This is a genomic window from Bradyrhizobium sp. Y36 (assembly GCF_002531575.1).
Taxonomy (GTDB): domain Bacteria; phylum Pseudomonadota; class Alphaproteobacteria; order Rhizobiales; family Xanthobacteraceae; genus Bradyrhizobium.
Window position 1 is genome coordinate 80,022 of record NZ_NWTI01000028.1, and the last position, 20,024, is coordinate 100,045.

General features: G+C 66.8%; 15 protein-coding genes. 7 read left to right on the plus strand and 8 right to left on the minus strand.

All coding sequences use genetic code 11. The features are described from left to right. Window positions 1-4: 4 nt before the first annotated feature. The 3 genes from CO669_RS32155 to CO669_RS32165 all read right to left on the minus strand — a co-directional run bounded on the left by CO669_RS32155 (window position 5) and on the right by CO669_RS32165 (window position 5,623). The gene (locus CO669_RS32155; RefSeq protein WP_097666211.1) at window positions 5-1,933 is read right to left on the minus strand and encodes a hypothetical protein; all 1,929 of its coding nucleotides are present in this window, start codon (window positions 1,931-1,933) and stop codon (window positions 5-7) included. Window positions 1,934-2,015: 82 nt separating this feature from the next. After that, window positions 2,016-3,206: an acetate/propionate family kinase gene (locus CO669_RS32160; protein ID WP_097666213.1), complete on the minus strand. Its 1,191-nt coding sequence runs from the start codon at window positions 3,204-3,206 to the stop codon at window positions 2,016-2,018. Between the two features lie 2 nt (window positions 3,207-3,208). Beyond that, a complete protein-coding gene (locus CO669_RS32165) occupies window positions 3,209-5,623 on the minus strand; it encodes a phosphoketolase family protein (protein ID WP_097666215.1) in 2,415 nt (804 codons plus the stop codon). Between the two features lie 220 nt (window positions 5,624-5,843). On the opposite strand from CO669_RS32165, the gene CO669_RS32170 reads away from it, so the two are divergent. The 4 genes from CO669_RS32170 (at window position 5,844) to CO669_RS32185 (ending at window position 10,155) form a co-directional block, all read left to right on the plus strand. Then, entirely contained in the window at window positions 5,844-7,010 is a 1,167-nt protein-coding gene (locus CO669_RS32170) for a PA0069 family radical SAM protein (protein WP_097666245.1), read from the plus strand. Window positions 7,011-7,034: 24 nt separating this feature from the next. Next, window positions 7,035-7,490 carry a VOC family protein gene (locus CO669_RS32175; protein WP_097666217.1) on the plus strand — a complete coding sequence of 152 codons (456 nt, stop codon included), beginning with the start codon at window positions 7,035-7,037 and terminating at the stop codon, window positions 7,488-7,490. Window positions 7,491-7,566: 76 nt separating this feature from the next. Then, the gene (gene rnhB / locus CO669_RS32180) at window positions 7,567-8,424 is read left to right on the plus strand and encodes a ribonuclease HII (RefSeq protein WP_097666247.1); all 858 of its coding nucleotides are present in this window, start codon (window positions 7,567-7,569) and stop codon (window positions 8,422-8,424) included. Window positions 8,425-8,646: 222 nt separating this feature from the next. After that, on the plus strand, window positions 8,647-10,155 hold the full coding sequence (locus CO669_RS32185) for a glycosyltransferase family 39 protein (protein WP_097666219.1): 1,509 nt from the start codon (window positions 8,647-8,649) through the stop codon (window positions 10,153-10,155). A gap of 89 nt (window positions 10,156-10,244) precedes the next feature. Here CO669_RS32185 and CO669_RS32190 read toward each other — a convergent pair whose 3' ends face one another. Beyond that, window positions 10,245-11,048, minus strand: a complete 804-nt coding sequence (locus CO669_RS32190; RefSeq protein ID WP_097666221.1) for a uracil-DNA glycosylase — start codon at window positions 11,046-11,048, stop codon at window positions 10,245-10,247. A 135-nt stretch (window positions 11,049-11,183) separates the two neighbouring features. Between CO669_RS32190 and CO669_RS32195 the strand changes: the two genes are divergently transcribed. From CO669_RS32195 to CO669_RS32205, 3 genes are all read left to right on the plus strand, one after another. Next, on the plus strand, window positions 11,184-12,845 hold the full coding sequence (locus CO669_RS32195) for an electron transfer flavoprotein-ubiquinone oxidoreductase (protein WP_097666223.1): 1,662 nt from the start codon (window positions 11,184-11,186) through the stop codon (window positions 12,843-12,845). 313 nt (window positions 12,846-13,158) lie between these two features. Then, entirely contained in the window at window positions 13,159-14,955 is a 1,797-nt protein-coding gene (locus tag CO669_RS32200; protein ID WP_097666225.1) for a tetratricopeptide repeat protein, read from the plus strand. Window positions 14,956-15,041: 86 nt separating this feature from the next. Further along, window positions 15,042-15,926 (plus strand): 4-(cytidine 5'-diphospho)-2-C-methyl-D-erythritol kinase, encoded by an 885-nt coding sequence (locus CO669_RS32205; protein WP_097666227.1) that lies wholly within the window; start codon window positions 15,042-15,044, stop codon window positions 15,924-15,926. A gap of 122 nt (window positions 15,927-16,048) precedes the next feature. On the opposite strand, the gene CO669_RS32210 is transcribed toward CO669_RS32205, so the two are convergent. The 4 genes from CO669_RS32210 to CO669_RS32225 form a co-directional block, all read right to left on the minus strand. Beyond that, entirely contained in the window at window positions 16,049-16,924 is an 876-nt protein-coding gene (locus CO669_RS32210; RefSeq protein ID WP_097666249.1) for an alpha/beta fold hydrolase, read from the minus strand. 7 nt (window positions 16,925-16,931) lie between these two features. Further along, entirely contained in the window at window positions 16,932-17,564 is a 633-nt protein-coding gene (locus CO669_RS32215; RefSeq protein WP_097666229.1) for a LysE family translocator, read from the minus strand. Window positions 17,565-17,668: 104 nt separating this feature from the next. Next, entirely contained in the window at window positions 17,669-18,931 is a 1,263-nt protein-coding gene (gene fabF, locus CO669_RS32220) for a beta-ketoacyl-ACP synthase II (RefSeq protein WP_097666231.1), read from the minus strand. Between the two features lie 3 nt (window positions 18,932-18,934). Beyond that, window positions 18,935-19,450 carry a winged helix-turn-helix transcriptional regulator gene (locus CO669_RS32225; protein WP_097666233.1) on the minus strand — a complete coding sequence of 172 codons (516 nt, stop codon included), beginning with the start codon at window positions 19,448-19,450 and terminating at the stop codon, window positions 18,935-18,937. Window positions 19,451-20,024: the final 574 nt, after the last annotated feature.

Here is a 20,024-nt window from a genome sequence, read left to right on the forward strand (position 1 = left end):
TTCCTCAAGCTGAGAGATCGATCATGATGTGACGGCGGAGCAGATGACCGAACGCGGCGAAGCGATCGGTGGCGCGCTCGACGGCGCGGGCGAGCTCGATCACCGACAGCGAGGTCGCGACGTCGAAGCCGCCGCCGAAGACCAGTGCGGTCGTCGCGCGCTCGCAATTGTCGGCGGCGTGTTCGGCATCGATCAGGCGGGTCACGGCGGCGAGCGCGTCCTCGGAATCGGCGTGCCGTCCTTCCGGCACGTCGATCGCGGCGGCGATTCCGCTCGCGGCGACTTCGGTCGCGGTCTCCGCCACGGCGCAAAGCCCGGCCAGCGCCGCCAGCAGGGATGGATCGGTTCTTCCCGGCATCAGCGAGGCGATGAACGCAGCCTGCTCCAGCTCATCGACGGCCTCCTCGGCGCGATCGATCAACTGGCCGATCAGCGGACGCGCATTGAGCCGGTCCACCTCGTTGCGGCCCTCGAATGCGATTCTGTCGGCCTTCTGCTCGATCATGCCGCAGCGCTGCGTCAGCAGGGCGGCGTCGGCGGGCTGGCCGGCGCGCAGGGCGGCGATATGGCGCGAGATCGCCGCGACGAGATCGTGGGCGAGGCCGATCTGGCGCAGCACAGCTGCCAGCAAGGCTCCGTCGACGCGGTCCAGATGCCGCATCAGGTCGGCTTCGATCTGGTCGCGCACCGTCCTGACCGAGCGGCCCGCGAGCAAGGCCTCGGTGGAGGCACGCAGCGAGGCCTTGAGAAAATCGATCGCGGCGCTGCGGCCGAGCGCCTGGTCGAGCCGCTCGCCGAAGCCGATGCGCGCCGGGGCGGCGTTCCGCACCGCAGAGCCCAGCAGATCGTTGCCGCCGAGCTCGAGGAAGCCGCGATGGCCGATCCGCTGCCGGGCCGCCCATTCCAGGATGTGGACCGCGTCCTCCTTGGCGACCCAGGTCCTCAGCAGCTTGCGCGCCTTGTTCCAGTCGATCAGAAACACCAGCGCGGCGCCGACCGCCGCGAGGAATTCGTTGCGATCGGCGGCGTGTCCGGTCTGATACTGGCCGGTGACGAGATAGAAGGAATTGTCCTCGCCGAGCCCTGCGGCGGTGTGGCGATCGAGGCCGCTCCAGCTCGCCTCGAACTTGTCGAACAGCGAGATGAAGAATTTGGCGCGGGCCAGGTGCACGTCGGTGTAGGTGACCGTGACCGCGTTCTTCTTCACCGCAATCACGACGACATGGGCGTCCGTGGTGCCGATGTCGTTCTGGATCAGCAGCCGGCCGTCGGTTCGCGTGGCCATGGTGTCGAGGCCCGGATGATTGAACTTGAGGCCGCGCGTCGCGTTCAGGCCCTTCATGAAAGCGGCGACCGCCGTGCGGTCCTCGCTGTGCAGACCGAAGACGTGGGCGCCGTCGAGCGTTTCTTCCGCGCAAGCCGTTGCCAGCCTGTTGAGCTGCTTGTGCAGATCCATGACGAGGCGATGCAGGCTGTCGCCGCCCGCGTCCGCGACGCCCGTCAGCCGTGCGATATGGGACATCGCGATCTCGCCGGTGGACTCGAGCAGGCCGGCCGCGCGGATCGTCTCGAGGCGCGCCTGCGCTTTTTCTCCTTCGTTAGCTGCGCCGGCGCCGACGGCGCGGATCATGGTCGCTGCGTCGTCCGCGATCTCCCGCATCAGCCTTGCAAGTTCGGGCGCCGCGAGCCGGCCGTGCCCGACCAGATGTGCGCCGCCGATCAGCGTCGCGATAGCGGTGGGGGCGATGCCGGCCGTCTGGCTTTCGATGCCGAGGTCGCTCGCGGGCCGGTTCGGCTCCTGCGCATGCTGGGCCGCCGCTTGCAGTGCGCTCATCCGCACCTTGATGCGATCGTTGGCGGCGAGCCCTTCCGCCACCAGTGCGGGCAACAGGATGCCGCCTTGTCCGAGCTCTTCGATGATGTGGGTCTTCATGATCTGTCCGCTCGCTGATTGATGCGGACTCCATGCCACGAGACGTAGACGGCCTCGTTGCGGCAGATCATTCATAAAAATGTCACGTGACGGGGCGTCCGCGGATCAGCGCGGCGCACTGCCGCGCGATCGTCAGTTCCTCGTTCGTCGGGATGACGAACACGTCGACCGCACTGCCGCCATCGCTGATCCGCTCGCGCGTCTCTTCGTTCGCGGCCGCATCGATCCGCACGCCGAGCCAGCCGAGCCGTTGGCCGATCGCGCTGCGGATCTCCCTGGCGTGTTCGCCGATGCCGCCGGTGAAGGCCAGGCCATCGAGCCCTTCGAGCGTGGCCGCCATCATCGCGATCGCTTGCGCCGCGCGGAACGTGAAGAGATCGACCGCCTCTCGCGCCGTTGGTTCGCTGCTCGCGAGCAGCGTGCGCATGTCGGCGGAGAGGCCGGAGACGCCGAGGAGGCCGGACTGGTGATAGAGCAGGTGCTGGACCTCCTCGGGCGACATCTTCTCGTGCTGTTGCAGGTAGAGCAGCACGCCGGGGTCGATCGTGCCGCAGCGCGTGCCCATCACGAGACCGTCGAGCGGCGTCAGCCCCATCGTGGTGTCGATGCTGCGGCCGTGGCGTAGCGCGCACAGGCTGGCGCCGTTGCCGAGATGGGCGATCACGGTGCGCTTTGCGATCAGCTCGGGCGCAATCTGGGCGAGGCGCCCCGCGACATATTCGAACGACAGGCCGTGAAAACCGTAGCGTCGGATGCCTCGCGCCTCGAAGCGCCGCGGGATCGCAAAGCGGTTCGCGGGCGGCACCATGTTATGATGGAAAGCGGTGTCGAAGCAGGCGATCTGCGTCAGCTCGGGCTTGATTTTCCCGATCGCGCGGACCGGCGCAAGGCAGCGCTGCTGGTGCAAGGGCGCCAGCGGCGTCAGCGCCGAAAGCTTCGCCATGACATCGTCCGTCAATACGACGGGGCCCGAGTAATCCGGTCCGCCATGGACGATGCGGTGGCCGGCCGCGCGCAAATTGCCCGCGCCGAACCGGTCCTCGATGAAGCCGAGCACGTCGGCGAACAGATGGGCGCCGTCGGTATCTGCCGCGTCCCGTCGGGTCTCGAACAGGTCTTCGCCCGCGGGGCCCTTCACCACCAGCCGGGGTTTGGCCTCGTGCTCGTCGAGCAGGCCCTTGCACAGCAGGCTCGGCTCGGTCGCCGAGATCTCGAACAGGCCGAACTTGATGCTCGACGATCCCGAATTGAGGACGAGGACCGTGTCCGGCATGGCTAGCCGCCGGCTCCGGCCGGACTCTTGCGGCCGGCGCTGTTGGGCCAGGCCCAGCCCTGGATTTCCGGCATGTCCTCGCCGTGCTCCCTCACATAGCGCGAATGCTCGATCAGCTTGTCGCGGAATTGCTGCTTGGCCTGCGCGGCCTTGGCCGCGAGCCCGGGCACGCGCTCGATCGCCTCGATCGCGAGGTGGTAGCGGTCGAGCTCGTTGAGCACGACCATGTCGAACGGCGTCGTCGTGGTGCCTTCTTCGGCAAAGCCGCGCACGTGCAGGCCGGCATGGTTGGTGCGGTTATAGGTCAGGCGGTGGATCAGATAGGGATAGCCGTGATAGGCGAAGATCACGGGCTTGTCCGTCGTGAACAGGCTGTCGAAGTCGCGATCCGAAAGCCCATGCGGATGTTGCTCCTTCGGCTGCAGCGTCATGAGGTCGACGACGTTGACGACGCGGATCTTCAGGTCCGGCAGCGCCTTGCGCAGGAGGTCGACGGCGGCGAGCGTCTCCAGCGTCGGGACGTCGCCGGCGCAGGCCATCACCACGTCGGGCTCGCTGTTCGCGTCCTCGTTGCCGGCCCAGCTCCAGATGCCGATGCCGGCATCGCAATGCGTGGCGGCGTCCTGCATCGACAGCCATTGCGGCGCCGGCTGCTTGCCGGCGACGATGACGTTGATGCGGTTATAGGTTCGCAGGCAATGGTCGGCGATCCACAGCAGCGTGTTGGCATCCGGCGGGAAGTAGATGCGGACGATGTCGGCCTTCTTGTTGGCGACGAGATCGACGAAGCCGGGGTCCTGATGGCTGAAGCCGTTATGGTCCTGGCGCCAGACGTGGGAGGTCAGCAGGTAGTTGAGCGAGGCGATCGGGCGCCGCCATGGCAGGTGCCGCGCCACCTTCAGCCATTTGGCGTGCTGGTTGAACATGGAGTCCACGATGTGGATGAAGGCCTCGTAGCAGGAGAAGAAGCCGTGCCGCCCGGTGAGCAGATAGCCCTCGAGCCAGCCCTGGCAGAGATGCTCGCTCAAGACCTCCATGACGCGGCCGTCCTGTGCCAGATGCACGTCGTAGGGCTCGATCGGCTCCATCCAGACCCGCTCGGTCTCCTCGAACACCGCGTCCAGCCGGTTTGACGCGGTTTCGTCCGGGCCCATGATGCGGAAGTTGCGCTCTTGCGCGTTGAGGCGGATGACGTCGCGCAGGAATTTGCCGAGCTCCCGCGTCGCTTCGCCGGTGACGGAGCCGGGCTGCGGCACGTCCACCGCAAAGCTGCGGAAGTCTGGCAGCTTCAGTTCCTTCCTGAGCAGCCCGCCATTGGCATGCGGATTGGCGCCCATGCGCCTGTGACCATCGGGCGCCAGGGCCTGAAGCTCGGGGATCAGCGCGCCGTTTTCGTCGAACAGCTTTTCAGGCTCGTAGCTGCGCATCCAGTCTTCGAGCACTTGCCGGTGCGCGGGATTTTCACGACAACCCGCGACAGGCACCTGATGCGCGCGCCAAAAACCTTCGACCTTCTTGCCGTCGACCTCTTTTGGGCCGGTCCACCCCTTCGGGCTGCGCAGCACGATCATCGGCCAGCGCGGCCGCGCGACGCTGTCGCGTCCATCGCGGGCATGCTGCTGGATCGAGCGGATGCTGGCGAGCGCGACGTCGAGCGCGTCCGCCATGGCCTGGTGCATCGGTTTGGGATCATCGCCCTCGACGAACAGCGGCTCGTGGCCGAATCCGCGGAAGAGATCGCGGATCTCGCTGTCGGGCATCCGGCCAAGCACGGTCGGATTGGCGATCTTGTAGCCGTTGAGATGCAGGATCGGCAGCACCGCGCCGTCATGGGCGGGGTTCAGGAACTTGTTGGAGTGCCAGGATGCGGCGAGCGGGCCGGTCTCGGCTTCGCCGTCGCCGACGACGCAGGCGACGATCAGATCAGGGTTGTCCAGCGCGGCGCCGTAGGCGTGCACCAGCGCGTAGCCGAGCTCGCCGCCCTCGTGGATCGAGCCCGGCGTCTCCGGCGCCGCATGGCTCGGAATGCCACCGGGGAAGGAGAATTGCCGGAACAGCTTGCGCATGCCGTCCGCATCGCGCGCGATATCGGGATAGATCTCGCTGTAGCTGCCTTCGAGATAGGTGTTGGCGACCATGCCCGGTCCGCCATGGCCGGGGCCGCAGACATAGATCACGCTGACGTCCAGTGCGCGGATGACGCGATTGAGATGGGCGTAGATGAAGTTCAGGCCGGGCGTCGTGCCCCAATGGCCGAGCAAGCGCGGCTTGATGTGCTCGGCCCGCAGGGGCTCGCGGAGCAGGGGATTGTCGAGCAGGTAGATCTGCCCGACGGAGAGGTAGTTTGCGGCACGCCAGTAGCGATCGAGGAGATCGAGATCATTGCTCGCTGAGGCCGATTGTTGTTGATTTGTCATGTTCTTGCCGATTGTTGCCGAGCTAAGCCCGCGATCGTCACCAACATTGTTCCGGCGCGATCGATCCCTGGACGGCATCAAACGAGATCGGTGCGACAGGCATGTTGCGTGAGGTCAAAGGACCGCGCCCGAAATTTGGGCGGGCTACTGTGCATGGGGTTGTTTTCCCATTTTTGGTTTGTGTTCTTGATTTGTTCCTTTGGCGTGCTATCTTGGCTTCATGAGTCCAGCAGCATCCTCTCATGCTCTCAAGCACCCGCCGGTCAAGGCGCCCTCCGAGCCGGCGGGTGTGGACTCTGATTTCCCGGAGCTTGGCGTTGCCATCGACCGCGTACGCCGGCGCGGACGGGGCGCGCAATCCAACGCCAGCGGCCGCTATGAGGCCGAGGCACGGGTCGCCTTCGACGACGGCTGGCAGAGCCTGGAAGAGCTGCCGCCGTTCAAGACGACGGTCGCGGTCGACACCTCGCGCAAGGTGATCACCCGCAACGATTCCCCCGATATCGGCTTCGACCGCTCGATCAATCCCTATCGCGGCTGCGAGCATGGCTGCGTCTATTGCTTCGCGCGGCCGACCCATGCCTATCTCGGCCTGTCGCCCGGGCTCGACTTCGAGTCGAAGCTGTTCGTGAAGCCGGAGGCGCCGGCGCTGCTGGAGAAGGAGCTCGCCGCGCCCGGCTACGAGCCGCGGATGATCGCGATCGGCACCAACACCGATCCCTACCAGCCGATCGAGCGCGAGCGCAAAATCATGCGCGGCATTCTCGAGGTGCTGGAGCGTGCCGGGCACCCCGTCGGCATCGTCACCAAATCGGCGCTGGTGGTGCGCGACATCGACATTCTCGCGCGCATGGCCAGGCGCAACCTCGCCAAGGTCGCGATATCAGTGACCTCGCTCGATCCAAAGCTGGCGCGCACCATGGAGCCGCGGGCCTCGACGCCGCCGAAGCGGCTGGAGGCGCTGAAGCAGCTCTCGGATGCCGGCATTCCCACCACCGTGATGGTGGCACCCGTGATCCCCGCGCTGAACGATTCCGAGATCGAGCGCATTCTCGATGCCGCCGCCCATGCCGGCGTCAGGGAAGCCTCCTACGTGCTGCTGCGGCTGCCGCTGGAGGTGCGCGATCTCTTCCGGGAATGGCTCATGGCGAACTATCCGGACCGCTATCGCCACGTCTTCACGCTGATCCGCGACATGCGCGGCGGCCGCGATTACGACGCGAAATGGGGCGAGCGGATGAAGGGCACGGGACCGATGGCCTGGACCATCGGCCGTCGTTTCGAGATCGCCTGCGAGCGGCTCGGGCTCAACAAGCGGCGCTCCAAGCTGACCGCGGATCACTTTGCGCGGCCGGAGCGGAACGGCGACCAGCTCAGCCTGTTCTGAGCGGGGGACGTGGACGGAGTAGTTATGAGTAGGGACCTTCACCCGCCGCTGCCGCGGCTCACCGTCATCACGCTCGGCGTCAGCGATATCCGCGCCAGCATCGCCTTTTACGACGCGCTCGGTTTCTCGCGCCGGCTGAAGGCGACCGGCGAGGCGGTTGCGTTCTACGATACCGGCGGGCCGGTGCTCGCGCTGTATCCTTGGCATCAACTCGCGGCCGATGCCAAGCTGCCTGACGATCCCAGGCCATCGACCTTCCGCGGCATGACGCTCGCATGGAACTGTGCCACGCGCGAGGAAGTGGATGCGGTGCTGGCCTTCGCCCTCGGCAAGGGCGCGAGACTGCTGAAGGCCGCGCACGAGACCGATTATGGCGGCTATTCCGGTTATTTCGCCGACCCTGACGGCCATCCCTGGGAGGTCGTGGTCGCGCCCGGCATCGAGGTCGGCGATGACCGGCGGGTGCATCTGGCGGAGTAGGGTACCAGCCTGAATATCGGGAATTGCGCGGGGTTCCCGGTTGCGCCGGCCGGGGCGGTTGCGCACGATCCCGGCCATGATTCGGGACAGATCCACGACGAAACCAGCCAAAGGCGCGCCGAAGAAAGACGTTGCGAAGACGTCTGCGGCGGCCAAGGTGGTTGCGGCCAAAACAAAGACCGCTCCCGCCGCAAAGGCCGGGAAGAAAGGCATCATCGCCGTCGCATCCCCGAGCTTCCGCCGCGAGCGCGCGCTGATCAAGCGCGGGATCTGGCCGGTCGCCGGCTGCGACGAGGCCGGTCGTGGGCCGCTCGCAGGTCCCGTGGTGGCGGCCGCCGTGATTCTCGATCCCGACCGCATCCCGCGCGGCATCGACGATTCCAAGCGCCTGACGGCCGAGGCGCGCGAAAGGCTGTTCGACAAGATCTGTGCGACCGCGCAGGTCTCCGTCGCCGTCGCCTCACCGTCGCGAATCGATCGCGACAACATCTTGCGCGCCTCGCTGTGGGCGCTGAAGCGCGCCGTGGTGGCGCTGCCGGAGGCGCCAAGGCATGTCCTCGTCGACGGCCGCGACCGGCTCGACACGGCTTGCGATTGTGAGGCCGTGATCGGCGGCGACGGTATCGTGCTGTCGATTGCCGCAGCCTCCATCGTCGCCAAGGTGACGCGCGACCGCCTGATGTGCGCGCTGGCGCAGGATTGCCCCGGTTACGGTTTCGAGCAGCACAAGGGCTACGGCGTCCCCGAGCACCTCGATGCGCTGAACCGCCTCGGCCCCACCGCCCATCACCGCAGCTTCTTCGCCCCCGTCGCCGCCGCCCGCGCCAAGCACATGCCATGGACGGTCGAGCCGGTGCCCGATCTGTTTGCGGTCACCGAGGTCGAAGTGCAGGCGGAAGCCAGCATCGAGATCGGCGCCGCGGCGAATCTCTAGGCTGGCCCCGCAGCTTCTCCGTCGGTCATGGCCGGACGAAGGACGGCGTCGCTTCCGCTCGCCGATGACCCGGCCAGCCACGTCTTTCCTGCGGTACGAGAACGTGGAAGCCCGGGCATCACGAGCAAACCGTCGTTGCCACGACGCATGACGCCCTTTATCAAAACAGATGTGAGCGAATAGGGCCGGCTGGACGGGTTGGCTGCATCTTTCGGGCGTTGCATGCGGTTTACCTCCCTGGTCATCGAGCTCATTCGCGCCCGGCCGCGGCTGATCGTGTGGATCGCCGTGCTGCTTCAGGCCGCAATGTGGTTGTTCGTGGCGCTGGTGTTCTACCGCAGCCCGCCCGGCACCCTGGCGACGCTCCTGGCTTTCGGACGCGAATACCAGGTCGGCACCGATCTCGGCCCGCCCTTGCCGGTTTGGCTCGCCGACATCGCCTATCGCGCCGCGGGCGGCCACATGTTCGGCGTCTATGTCCTCGCCGAGCTCTGCGAGATCGCGACCTTCATCGCGCTCTATCATCTGTCCCGCGCCGTGGTCGGCTCGCAGCAGGCGGTGCTCGCCGTGCTCCTGACCATGACGGTGCTCGCCTTCTCCTCGTCGGCGCTCGACTTCGGTCCCCTCGTCCTGGCCCGCCCGCTCTGGGCGCTGCTGCTGCTGCACTCCTGGCAGATCATCGGCCAGCGCCGCGGCAATGCTTGGTTCGCCTGGTCGATCGAGGCCGGCCTGTTGCTGCTGACGACGCCCGCCGCGATCTTCCTGCTGCTCCTGCTCGTCGTCTTCGCACTCTCGACCGCGGGCGGCCGCCGCACGCTGCGCGCGCTCGATCCGTTGTTCGCGTTGATCGTCGTGGCCGTGCTGGCGCTGCCCTATGCGGCCTGGCTGATGCGGGCGCAGACGCTGGTTCTGCCGGCCTTGCCTGAGGTCGCCGAGCTGAACGCCCGCGCGATCCACGCGGCATGGCTGCTCGGCGGCCTCGTGCTCGGGGCCGCCGCGATTCCGGCGCTGACCTTCCTCAACACCGGCCTGTTCGTCGCCAAGGGCGAGGAGGCGCCGATCATCTATCGTCCGCCGGTCGAGCCGCTCGCGCGCAATTTCGTTTACTTCTTCGCGCTGGCGCCGGCGCTCGGCGCCGTGCTGATCTCGGGCCTGCTGGGTCTCGATTCCGTCGTGGGCGGAGCCGGGGTCGTGCTGGTCCTGTCCGGGCTTGCCGTGGTCGTCGCGGCCGGCGACCTCATCGCGATGCGCCGCGCGCGGATGCTGCGGATGGTCTGGGCCGTCGCCGTCGTCGCGCCTGCCGTGGGCGTCGTGCTCGCCGTGCTGTTCCTGCCCTGGACCGGGGCCAACGAGATCGCGACCTCGATGCCCGCGCGCGCGATCTCGGATTTCTTCGACGAGAGCTTCGCCCGCCGCACCAACCACCGCCTGCGGGCGGTTGCCGGCGAGACCCAGCTGGCGAGCCTGATCACGCTGCATTCCGGCCGGCCGCATCTGTTCATCGACGCCAACCCCGCGCGCACACCCTGGATGAATCAGACGAAATTTGCCGAGACCGGCGGCGTCGTGGTCTGGCGCGCCTCCGATACCGCCGGCACGCCGCCCCCCGAAATCCTCGCGCGCTTCCCCGGCATCGTGCCCGAAGTGCCGCGCGCCTTCGAATGGCTGGTGACCGGGCGCCAGCAGCTGCTGCGCGTCGGCTGGGCCATCGTGCGGCCGAAGGGGTCGTAGGCAGCTCTCGTGCCCCGGACGCCGCGCAACGCCTCTTCGGCTCTGCGGAGCGTCACTGCGTGCCGCACCGCGTCCGGGACACGCGAGCATCAGCCCGCCAGCAATTTCGCGATCGCGCGCAGGTCCTGCCAGGCCAGCCGCTTGTAGGACGGCGAGCGGAGCAGATAGGCCGGATGGAAGGTCGGCAGCGCGCGGATGGTGCGTTGGCCCGTCTCGTAGTCGAACCAGCGCCCGCGCGTGCGCATGATGCCTTCGCGCGTTCCGAGCAGGGTCTGCGTCGAGGGATTGCCGAGCGTCACCAGCACGTCGGGATTCACCAGCTCGATCTGGCGCTGGATGAAGGGCAGGCACACTTGCGTTTCCTGCGGCGTCGGCGTGCGGTTGCCGGGCGGCCGCCAGGGTATCACGTTGGCGATGTAGGCGGTGCTGCGGTTGAGGCCGATCGCGCCGATCATGAGGTCGAGCAGCTTGCCGCTGCGTCCGACGAAGGGCAGGCCCTCGATATCCTCGTCGCGGCCCGGCGCCTCGCCGACGAACATGATGCGCGCCTGCGGATTGCCGTCGGCGAACACCAGCCGCGTCGCGGTGTGCTTCAGCGCGCAGCCCTCGAAATTCTGCATCAGCTCGCGCAGCGCCTCCAGCGTCGGCGCGGTGCGCGCCGCCTCGCGCGCCGAAGCAATGGCGATGTCGGGCGCAGGCGCGGCCTCGCCGCGCATCACCGCAGGCGCGGCCACCGGCCGAGGCGCCTCGGCTGGCGCTACGCGCGGGGCCGGCGGCGGTGCGTCGATTTCCGCCAGGCGGTCTATCGGTTCCTCCGCGAGCGCGCAGTCGACTCCCGCCTCCAGATAGAAGGCAAGCAGCTCTCGGACGGTGGGTGTGGGTTCGGGGATCATGGAAAGTCAGACTTTTATATCACTTTGGGGCGCCTTGCATCCCAGCGAAACGCATTTCCGCTGTTGTCCTGCCCGGAAAAATCGGAAACAAGGGGGCCGCAAACGACCGAGGACCGTCTCAAGGGCTGCGATCAGATGAGCACCGAAGAACTTCCCCCGCGCGAATCCATGGAATTCGACGTCGTCATCGTCGGCGCCGGCCCCTCGGGCCTGTCGGCTGCGATCCGGCTGAAGCAGCTCAATGCCGATCTGAACGTCGTGGTGGTCGAGAAGGGCTCCGAGGTCGGCGCGCATATCCTCTCCGGCGCCGTGATCGATCCCGCAGGTCTCGACAAGCTGGTCCCGGACTGGCGCGACGATCCCGATTGCTCGCTCAAGACCCAGGTGAAGGACGATCGCTTCTTCTGGTTCACCGAGACCAACGCGATCAAGCTGCCGAACTTCATTATGCCGCCGCTGATGAACAATCATCATTGCTACATCGGCTCGCTCGGCAATGTCTGCCGCTGGCTGGCGCGCAAGGCCGAGGCGCTCGGCGTCGAGATCTATCCGGGCTTTGCCGCCGCCGAGGTGCTCTATGACGAGGCGGGCAACGTCAGGGGTATCGCCACCGGCGACATGGGTATCGGCCGTGACGGAAAGCCGAAGGACTCCTTCACCCGCGGCATGGAATTGCTCGGCAAGTACACGCTGTTCGCGGAAGGCGCGCGCGGCAGCCTGACCAAGCAGCTGATCGCGAAATACGCGCTCGATGCCAAGAGCGAGCCGCCGAAATTCGGCATCGGCCTCAAGGAGGTCTGGCAGATCGATCCGGCCAAGCACCAGAAAGGCCTGGTCCAGCACGCGGTCGGCTGGCCGCTGAAGAACGATACCGGCGGCGGCCTGTTCTTCTATCATTACGACGAGAACCTGGTGTCGATCGGCTTCGTCGTCCACCTCAACTACAACGATCCCTATCTGTCGCCGTTCGACGAATTCCAGCGCGTCAAGAACCATCCGGCGGTGCGCTCGACGCTCGAAGGCGGCAAGCGGCTGGCCTATGGCGCCCGCGCCATCACCGAAGGCGGCTATCAATCGGTGCCGCGGCTGAGCTTCCCGGGTGGCGCGCTGATCGGTTGCGCTGCCGGCTTCGTCAACGTGCCGCGCATCAAGGGCGTGCACAATGCGATGGGCACCGGAATGCTCGCTGCCGAGCATGTGAATGCCGCACTGGCCGCGGGCCGCGCCAACGACGAACTCGTCGAATACGAAAATGCCTGGCGCGACTCCGTCGTCGGCAAGGACCTTTACCCCGTCCGCAACGCCAAGCCGCTGCTGTCGAAATTCGGCACCTTCCTCGGCGCCGGGCTCGGCATCTTCGACATGTGGTGCAACACGCTGTTCGGCGCCTCGCTGTTCGGCACCCAGTCTCATGCCAAGGCCGACCGCGCCACGCTCGACGCGGCGAAGAGCCACGCTCCGAAGACCTACCCGAAGCCGGACGGCAAGATCTCCTTCGACAAGCTGTCCTCGGTGTTCCTGTCCAACACCAACCACGAGGAGGACCAGCCGGTCCATCTCAAGGTCGCGGACATGAACCTGCAAAAGACCTCCGAGCACGACGTCTTCGCCGGTCCTTCGAATCGCTATTGCCCCGCCGGCGTTTACGAGTGGGTCGAGGAGGGATCGAGCCCGCGTTTCCAGATCAACGCCCAGAACTGCGTCCACTGCAAAACCTGCGATGTGAAGGATCCCAACGGTAACATCACCTGGGTTCCGCCGGAGGGCGGCGGCGGCCCGAACTACGAGGCGATGTAAGCGCGGGCCGGGCAGGCGGCCCCCGATCACACACCAAGGTGGTCCGGCGCACGTTCGCGTGAGGAGTGGGCCGCGGCCACGGGTCGCGGCCACGATAAGGCCATAGTGGCGGCGTCTTGGGGCTGCTCCCCGACCTGTTACTGGCCGATTTGGGGCGTGCGGAGGAGGACGTTCGGTCCGAATCCTTGCGGCGAAGCGCCAAAAGCGGCATTGTCGGCCTGACGGTTCCGGGTCCGGATGCCTCCGGCCGCGTTCGCATGCGATACGGCCTTCTGCTGCAAACCCAGGCACTACCAACTCAAGGCGAGCCCTGATGCTTTCAAATCGTTTCAACCGCTGGACTGTTGCCGCCATCGCCCTCATGGGCACAGCGATGGCAACCGTCCCCGGCAGGGTCCTGGCGCAGACGCCGGATCATCCCTCCGATACGGCGGCGCAGTTTCCGACCCGGAACGATCTGAAGTCGCTCACCACCGCCGGCAGCTATCTTGCCGCCCGCCATGCCAGCGTCGAGCGCGACGCCGCCTCCGCCGCCGCGTTTTATCGCTCGGCGCTGCGCACCGATCCGAAGAACAACGAGCTGCTCGACCGCGCCTTCATCTCCTCGGTCGCCGATGGCGACATCGAGGAAGCCGTCAAGCTCGCCGAGCGCATCCTCACCATCGACAAGACCAATCGCGTCGCGCGTCTCGTCGTCGGCGTGCATGACCTCAAGGTGAAGAAGTACGCGGCCGCGCAGAGCAACATCAACCAGTCGATCCGCGGTCCGATCACCGATCTCGTCGCCACGCTGCTGTCGGGGTGGGCCGCCTATGGTGCCGGCGATGCCAAGGGCGGTGTTGCCACCATCGACAAGCTGGCGGGACCCGAATGGTATCCGCTGTTCAAGGACCTTCACGCCGGCATGATCCTCGAGCTCTCCGGCAAGGAGAAGGACGCCGGCACCCGCTTCGAGCGCGCCTACAAGCTCGACGATTCCATGCTGCGCGTGACCGAGGCCTATGCGCGCTGGCTGTCGCGCAACAAGGATTCCGCCGCGGCGACCACGGTCTATCAGGCCTTCGACAAGAAGCTCGCGCGCCATCCGCTGATCCAGGAAGGCCTGCGTGATACCAAGGCCGGCAAGAAAATGCCGCCGCTGGTCGATTCCGCCCAGGCTGGCGCTGCCGAAGCGCTCTACGGCATCGGCGCGACGCTGACCCGCCGCGGCGGCGAGGATCTGGCGCTGGTCTATCTCCAGCTCTCGCTCTACCTGCAGCCGACGCATCCGCTCGCGCTGCTTTCGCTCGCCGATCTCTATGAATCGGTGAAGCGGCCGCAGATGGCGATCAAGGTCTATGAGCGCGTGCCGGCGAGCTCGCCGCTGAAGCGCAACGCGCAGATCCAGCTGGCGATCGACCTCGATTCCGCCGACCGTACCGACGAGGCGATCAAGATCCTCAAGGGCGTCACCGCGGAGGATGGCAAGGACCTCGAAGCCATCATGGCGCTCGGCAACATCGAGCGCGGCCGCAAGAGATTCGGCGATTGCGGCGCGACCTATTCGCGCGGCGTCGACGTGCTGCCGCCCGGCAACGACAAGGCCAACAGCGTCTGGTACTATTATCGCGGCATCTGCGAGGAGCGCTCCAAGGAGTGGGCCAAGGCCGAGGCCGACATGAAGAAGGCGCTCGAGCTGCAGCCCGACCAGCCGCATGTGCTCAACTATCTCGGCTATTCCTGGATCGACCAGGGCGTGAACCTCGACGAAGGCATGAAGATGATCAAGCGCGCCGTCGAGCAGCGTCCCGACGACGGCTATATCGTCGACTCCCTCGGCTGGGCCTATTACCGCATCGGCAATTACGAAGAGGCGGTGAAGAACCTCGAGCGCGCGATCGACCTCAAGCCGGAAGATCCGACCATCAACGATCACCTTGGCGATGCCTATTGGCGCGTCGGCCGCACGCTGGAAGCCAAGTTCCAGTGGTCGCACGCCCGTGATCTCAAGCCCGAGCCGGAGGAGCTTCCGAAAATCGAGGCCAAGATCGCCAACGGGCTCGCTGACGACAATTCGAACTCTTCGGCCGCGCAGGCGGAAAAGAAGAAGGACGACGGCAAGGGCGGCTAGTCTTGCGCGTGATCCGGAAAAGTGTGTAGCGGTTTTTCCGACAAGATCATGCGCGACAAGGAACTGAAGTTGGGGGCGTTTCGCCGATGCCGGCGTTGATTGAAGAAGGACGGGCGAAGGTCAATTTGAGCCTTCGCGTCGTCGGCCGTCGTGCCGACGGTTATCATGATCTCGAGAGCGTGGTCGCGTTTGCCGACTGCGCCGACCGGCTGACGCTGGCGCCGGGTGGCGAGCTCAAGCTCACCACCACCGGGCCGCTTGCCGCGGCCTGCGGCGATCCTTCCGACAATCTCGTGTTCAAGGCCGCCAGGCTGCTGGCCGAGGCGGTGCCGAACCTGAAGCTCGGCGCGTTCGCGCTCGACAAGGTGCTCCCCGTGGCAGCCGGCATCGGTGGCGGCTCGGCCGACGCCGCGGCGGCGCTGCGGCTCCTGGCGCGTCTCAACGATCTGTCGCTCGATGATCCCCGCCTGCAGAAGGTCGCGCTGGCGACCGGCGCCGACGTGCCGGTGTGCCTGTTCTCGCGCGCCTGCGACATGACCGGCGTGGGCGAGCAGCTGCTGCCGCTCAAGCTGCCCAGCATGCCCTGCGTGATGGTCAATCCCCGCGTGCCTGTTGCCACCAAGGACGTGTTCAGGGAGCTCGGCCTGCGTAACGGGGAGCTCCTGGTCGGTGCCACCTCGGTGCTCCGGGCGCCGGCCTGGCCGGAAGAGGGCGGATCAATCGCCGATTGGGTCGAGGTGCTCGAACGCGTTCCCAACGATCTCGAAGCGCCTGCATTGCGGATCGAGCCGGTGATCGGCGAGGTGCTGGACGGCTTGCGCGACTCCGCCGGCGTCAAGCTCGCCCGCATGTCCGGCTCGGGTGCAACGTGCTTTGCGATCTATGGTGCCGCCAACGAAGCGCATGCCGCCGCCGAGAAGATCCGTCGCGATCACCCCGGCTGGTGGGTGCATGCGGGGACGTTGAGCTAGCTCGTTCCGCGATCACGGTGCCGTAGGGTGGGCAAAGGTGCTCTTGCGCCGTGCCCACGACACTTCTGATGCGGTGACCGAGCGTGGGCACGCTCCGCTTTGCCCACCCTGCGGCAGCGGAGCTAACCCGCGCTTTCCTCGGCCAATCCCAGGAACCGCCGGATCTCGCCCAGCACCTCGTCCGGCTTGTCGTGCTGCAGCCAGTGCCCCGCGCCGGCGATGGTCTCGACGCGCGCATCCCGGAAATAGCGCTCGAGGCCCGCGGCCCTCGCGCCGCCGAGAAAGCTTTCGCCGGCATTGAGCAGCAGCGTTGGGCAGGCGATGCGGGACCACAGCGCGACGTGATCGTCCGGCCAGAGCCGATGCGGCGCCGAGGCGCGCTGATAGGGATCGAACTTCCAGCTATAGGTGCCGTCCTCGTTTTGCCGCGTGCCGTGCGTGGCGAGATGCAGCGCGAGGTCGCGGGCGAGGCGCTTGTTGTGGAGCACCATCTGCGCGGCGGCGGCCTCGAGGGTCGCATAGCGGCGCGGCGTGCGGTCGTGAAGCTTGTCGAGCTGGCCGACCCATTTGCCGATGCGCTCATGCGCCGGCGGTTTTGGCGTATCCGGCAACATCGTCACGCCGTCGAGCACGACCAGCTTCTTGATCTGCTCGGGAAACGCCCCCGAGAAGATCAGGCTCACCATGCCGCCCATCGAGTGGCCGATCAGCGTGACCTCCGTTGCAGCGATGACACGGAGGAGCTGGGTGAGATCGTAGACATATTCGGTCAGGGCGTAGCTGCCGCCGCGGGTCCAGTCGGAATCGCCGTGGCCGCGCAGGTCGGGTGCGACCACGTGAAAATGCGGCTGCAGCGACCGGGCGATGACGTCCCAGCTTCGGCAATGATCGCGGCCGCCATGAACCAGGATGAGAGGCGGTGCGGGCTCATTGCCCCAATCGGCGTAATGCAGCCGCAGGCCATGGGACTCGTAGAAGCGGCTTTTCGGGGCGGGCATCGCGGCGCTATCCATGTGCCGGCCGCCGAACCAGCGCGAGCGACAGGCCGAGGCCCGCGATGAAGACGCCGGAGCCCTGGGTGAGGCGCCGCATCAGATGCGGCCGTCCGATCAGCTGCGTGCGTGTTGCGGAGGCCATCAGCACCACGATGATGTCGGCGAGCGTGTTCAACGCCACCGAGGTCGCGCCGAGCACAATGAATTGCAGCGTGGGGCTCGCTCCCGCAGGATCGAGGAACTGCGGAATGAAGGCGAGGAAGAATGCGGCGGTCTTCGGGTTGAGCGCCTCGACCAGCACGCCGTCGCGGAACGCGCGCGTGTCACCGGCCGGCTCGCTGTCGAGCGGCAGCGCGCGGCCGGCGCTGCGAAAGGTCTTGATGCCGAGCCAGACCAGATAGAGCGCACCGGCGAACTTCACGGCGGCGAACAATTCGGCGCTCGCAAGGATGATTGCGGAGATGCCGAGGCTGCCGGCGGCCACGTGAACCAGCCCGCCCAGTGCCGTTCCCGCGGTCGATGCAAAACCGCTGGCCCGTCCTTCCGACAAGGTCCGCGCGGCGACGTAGAAGATGCCGGGGCCGGGGACGGCGGCAATGACACAGGCCGCGGCGAGGAACAGCCAGAAATTGGTTTCGATCATGCTGTTTTCGTAGCGGAGCGGGCCGCGATTGCAAGTCCTCTCGCTCAAAGTCCTCTCGCTCGAAGTCCTCTCGCTTGAAGGCCTCTGGCTCAAAGCCCTCTCGTTTAGCCCGTGCGGCGGAAGATCACGCTGGCATTCACCCCGCCGAAGCCGAAACCGTTGGAGATGGCGTGTTGCATCGGCATTGGCCGCGCCTGGCCTGCGACGATGTCGATGCCGTCAGCGCCCGCATCGGGGTCCTCCAGATTGAGCGTCGGCGGGGCGATTTGGTCACGCAGGGCGAGCACGGTGAAGATCGCCTCCAGGCCGCCGGCGGCGCCGAGCAGATGGCCGGTGGCGGATTTGGTCGCGCTCACCGCGATGCCGCGATTGCGGCCGAACAGCGCGGCGATCGCGCCGAGCTCGCTCTCGTCGCCGGCCGGCGTCGAGGTCGCATGTGCGTTCAGATGCTGCAGATCCGCGGGCGCGAGCCTGGCCTGCCGGAGCGCGATCTCCATGGCGCGGCGGGCGCCCTCGCCATCGGGCGGGCCCGACGTCATGTGATAGGCGTCCGCGGTGGTGCCGTAGCCGACGATCTCCGCGATTGGCGTCGCGCCGCGCGCTAGCGCGTGCTCGCGCTCTTCAACCACCAGGATTCCGGCACCTTCGCCCATGACAAAACCGTCGCGCTTGCGATCGAACGGGCGAGAGGCGCGCGCGGGCTCGTCGTTGAATCCGCTCGACAGTGCGCGGGCCGCGGCAAAGCCGCCGAGGCTGACGATGTCGATGCAGGCCTCCGCGCCGCCGCAGATCGCGACGTCGGCTTCGCCCGCGCGGATCATGCGCGCGGCGTCGCCGATCGCCTGCACGCCAGCGGCGCATGCGGTGACCGGCGTGCCCAGCGCGCCCTTGTAGCCGTATTTGATCGAGACGTGGCCGGCGGCGAGATTGGCGAGGAAGGAGGGAATCGTGAACGGCGAAAGCCGGCGTGCGCCGCGCTGCTCGGTGATGCGCACCGCCTCCGCCATCGCCGGGAAACCGCCGACGCCCGAGGCGATGATCGTTGCCGTGCGCTCCTGCGCGCTTGCATCCTGCGGGGCCCATTTGGCCTGCGCGACCGCTTCGGCCGTCGCGAGCAGGGCGAACAGGATGAAGCGGTCCATCTTGCGCTGGTCTTTTGGTGCGGCGGCCTCCGCAGGATCGAAACCGCCCTCGGAATCATCGGCCTTGTCGGGCACGCGGCCGGCAATCCGTGCCGGCAGCGCCTGTGCCCATTCGGGCAGGGGACGTAGCCCGCTCTGACCGGCCAGCAGCCGGCGCCAGGTCAGTTCGACACCGCAAGCCAGCGGCGACACCGCGCCCATTCCCGTCACGACGATCCGACGCATGTTTCAGTCTCCCGCCGGCACGACGGCCGGGTTCATGGCCTTGAGCGAAGCGATGCGGCGACGCATTCCGCGGCTGGCACGCGGCCCGGCAATCGCGACCGTGTTGGCGAGCGTGATGGGCTGCTTGCTGCTGGCGTCGACGACCACGGGATCGAGCGGGCGGACGTCGTCGCGGCTCGCCAGCAGAATGGCTTCGCCCCCCGGCGCGAGATGCCTGTTGCCCCAGGCCAGCAGCGCCACGACGACGGGAAAGAAATCCCGCGCCTTGTCCGTCAGCACATATTCGTAACGCGGCGGCCGCTCAAGATAGCGGCGGCGCACGAACATGCCGCTCTCGGTGAGATGGGCAAGCCGCCGCGACAGGATGTTCGGCGCGATGCCGAGGTTTTGCGAGAACTCGTCGAACTTCGTCGCGCCCTGAAACGCATCGCGCAGGATCAAAATGCTCCACCATTCGCCGACCGTCTCCACGGCGCGGCCGACCGGGCATTCCAGGATTGAGGGCGATTTGGGCTGCATGGCGGGGAGGTTAGGGTAGTTACTTGCAAAATGCAAGTGACTGGTGAAGTGCTGGTTGTTTGAGCAAGAGTGCGGTGAGAATACAGAGGCAGGTGGTAGGTATGTTGAGGCCGCGTCCCGACGGCTCTCGTGCCCCGGACGCAGCGCAGCGCTCCTTCAGCGGTGCGCTGCAGAGCCGGGGCCTATGTTGCCGATCTCCGGGTGTCGCGTGGGTCCCGGCTCTGCGCAGCAGCGTTGCACGCTGCAGCGCGTCCGGGATACGAGGAAGGGAGCGCCGCACTTTCCTCCGTCATTGCGAGCGCAGCGAAGCAATCCAGACTGTTTCCGCGGAGGGCTTCTGAATTGCTTCGCTGCGCTCGCAATGACGATGAGGGGACAGTGGGCGCCTAACTCACCAATGTCGTCCCTGCGAACGCAGGGACCCATAACCACAGGAAGGAGTTTGGCGAAGACTGCTCGTTGTCGGTACTGACACCGGGCTCTCTCGATGGATCACCCGGTATGGGTCCCTGCGTTCGCACTAGGTAGTGGACTCAAACCTAGCCCATAGACGGGTGGCGGCGAGCAGAACGGC

Excerpts from the sequence above, each read along its gene's own strand:
- CO669_RS32155 (WP_097666211.1), bottom strand. The coding sequence starts at position 1,933 with ATGAAGACCCACATCATCGAAGAGCTCGGACAAGGCGGCATCCTGTTG.
- CO669_RS32160 (WP_097666213.1), bottom strand. The coding sequence starts at position 3,206 with ATGCCGGACACGGTCCTCGTCCTCAATTCGGGATCGTCGAGCATCAAG.
- CO669_RS32165 (WP_097666215.1), bottom strand. The coding sequence starts at position 5,623 with ATGACAAATCAACAACAATCGGCCTCAGCGAGCAATGATCTCGATCTC.
- CO669_RS32170 (WP_097666245.1), top strand. The coding sequence starts at position 5,844 with ATGAGTCCAGCAGCATCCTCTCATGCTCTCAAGCACCCGCCGGTCAAG.
- CO669_RS32175 (WP_097666217.1), top strand. The coding sequence starts at position 7,035 with ATGAGTAGGGACCTTCACCCGCCGCTGCCGCGGCTCACCGTCATCACG.
- rnhB (WP_097666247.1), top strand. The coding sequence starts at position 7,567 with ATGATTCGGGACAGATCCACGACGAAACCAGCCAAAGGCGCGCCGAAG.
- CO669_RS32185 (WP_097666219.1), top strand. The coding sequence starts at position 8,647 with ATGCGGTTTACCTCCCTGGTCATCGAGCTCATTCGCGCCCGGCCGCGG.
- CO669_RS32190 (WP_097666221.1), bottom strand. The coding sequence starts at position 11,048 with ATGATCCCCGAACCCACACCCACCGTCCGAGAGCTGCTTGCCTTCTAT.
- CO669_RS32195 (WP_097666223.1), top strand. The coding sequence starts at position 11,184 with ATGAGCACCGAAGAACTTCCCCCGCGCGAATCCATGGAATTCGACGTC.
- CO669_RS32200 (WP_097666225.1), top strand. The coding sequence starts at position 13,159 with ATGCTTTCAAATCGTTTCAACCGCTGGACTGTTGCCGCCATCGCCCTC.
- CO669_RS32205 (WP_097666227.1), top strand. The coding sequence starts at position 15,042 with ATGCCGGCGTTGATTGAAGAAGGACGGGCGAAGGTCAATTTGAGCCTT.
- CO669_RS32210 (WP_097666249.1), bottom strand. The coding sequence starts at position 16,924 with ATGCCCGCCCCGAAAAGCCGCTTCTACGAGTCCCATGGCCTGCGGCTG.
- CO669_RS32215 (WP_097666229.1), bottom strand. The coding sequence starts at position 17,564 with ATGATCGAAACCAATTTCTGGCTGTTCCTCGCCGCGGCCTGTGTCATT.
- fabF (WP_097666231.1), bottom strand. The coding sequence starts at position 18,931 with ATGCGTCGGATCGTCGTGACGGGAATGGGCGCGGTGTCGCCGCTGGCT.
- CO669_RS32225 (WP_097666233.1), bottom strand. The coding sequence starts at position 19,450 with ATGCAGCCCAAATCGCCCTCAATCCTGGAATGCCCGGTCGGCCGCGCC.